The 1,774-nt window shown below is 56.7% G+C and carries 1 rRNA gene; it reads right to left on the minus strand.

Annotated features, from left to right (window positions below):
• Positions 1-93: 93 nt before the first annotated feature.
• Positions 94-1,601, minus strand: a 16S ribosomal RNA gene (locus tag P9A17_RS33170).
• Positions 1,602-1,774: the final 173 nt, after the last annotated feature.

Consider the following 1,774-nt stretch of genomic DNA (forward strand, 5'->3'; position numbering starts at 1 on the left):
CCCAAAGAGGCAACGGGTCCATCCAACGATTCGACCAAGATCACCGAACTCCCACACGATGTGGGCGGGCCTGGTTCTCGTGGTGCTCCTTAGAAAGGAGGTGATCCAGCCGCACCTTCCGGTACGGCTACCTTGTTACGACTTCGTCCCAATCGCCGATCCCACCTTCGACGGCTCCCTCCACAAGGGTTAGGCCACCGGCTTCGGGTGTTACCGACTTTCATGACGTGACGGGCGGTGTGTACAAGGCCCGGGAACGTATTCACCGCAGCGTTGCTGATCTGCGATTACTAGCGACTCCGACTTCACGGGGTCGAGTTGCAGACCCCGATCCGAACTGAGACCGGCTTTGAAAGGATTCGCTCCACCTCACGGCATCGCAGCCCTTTGTACCGGCCATTGTAGCATGTGTGAAGCCCTGGACATAAGGGGCATGATGACTTGACGTCATCCCCACCTTCCTCCGAGTTGACCCCGGCAGTCTCTCACGAGTCCCCACCATTACGTGCTGGCAACATGAGACAAGGGTTGCGCTCGTTGCGGGACTTAACCCAACATCTCACGACACGAGCTGACGACAGCCATGCACCACCTGCACACAGGCCACAAGGGAACCGACATCTCTGCCGGCGTCCTGTGCATGTCAAACCCAGGTAAGGTTCTTCGCGTTGCATCGAATTAATCCACATGCTCCGCCGCTTGTGCGGGCCCCCGTCAATTCCTTTGAGTTTTAGCCTTGCGGCCGTACTCCCCAGGCGGGGTACTTAATGCGTTAGCTACGGCACGGATCCCAAGGAAGGAAACCCACACCTAGTACCCACCGTTTACGGCGTGGACTACCAGGGTATCTAATCCTGTTCGCTCCCCACGCTTTCGCTCCTCAGCGTCAGTTACTGCCCAGAGACCCGCCTTCGCCACCGGTGTTCCTCCTGATATCTGCGCATTCCACCGCTACACCAGGAATTCCAGTCTCCCCTGCAGTACTCCAGTCTGCCCGTATCGCCCGCACGCCCACAATTGAGTTGTGAGTTTTCACGAACAACGCGACAAACCACCTACGAGCTCTTTACGCCCAGTAATTCCGGACAACGCTCGGACCCTACGTATTACCGCGGCTGCTGGCACGTAGTTGGCCGGTCCTTCTTCTCCAGGTACCGTCACTTGCGCTTCGTCCCTGGCGAAAGAGGTTTACAACCCGAAGGCCGTCATCCCTCACGCGGCGTCGCTGCATCAGGCTTGCGCCCATTGTGCAATATTCCCCACTGCTGCCTCCCGTAGGAGTCTGGGCCGTATCTCAGTCCCAGTGTGGCCGGTCACCCTCTCAGGCCGGCTACCCGTCGTCGCCTTGGTAGGCCATTACCCCACCAACAAGCTGATAGGCCGCGGGCCCATCCCACACCGCAAAAGCTTTCCACCACACACCATGAAGCGCGTGGTCCTATTCGGTATTAGACCCAGTTTCCCAGGCTTATCCCAAAGTGCAGGGCAGATCACCCACGTGTTACTCACCCGTTCGCCACTAACCCGAAGGTCCGTTCGACTTGCATGTGTTAAGCACGCCGCCAGCGTTCGTCCTGAGCCAGGATCAAACTCTCCAAACAAAAACCCCTCGCAAAACGAGGCAGAATTCGAATCAGAAAAATCCGATCACAAACAAAAGACACCAAAACTGGCATCCAAAAAAACACGTCGCGCCCCCAAACGGGAAAATGCGGACACGACAAAAAACAACAAACAAAAACCACCAAACACACTATTGAGTTCTCAAACAACA

This window comes from Mycobacterium sp. 236(2023) (assembly GCF_029623955.1).
In the GTDB taxonomy this organism is placed as follows: Bacteria; Actinomycetota; Actinomycetes; order Mycobacteriales; family Mycobacteriaceae; genus Mycobacterium.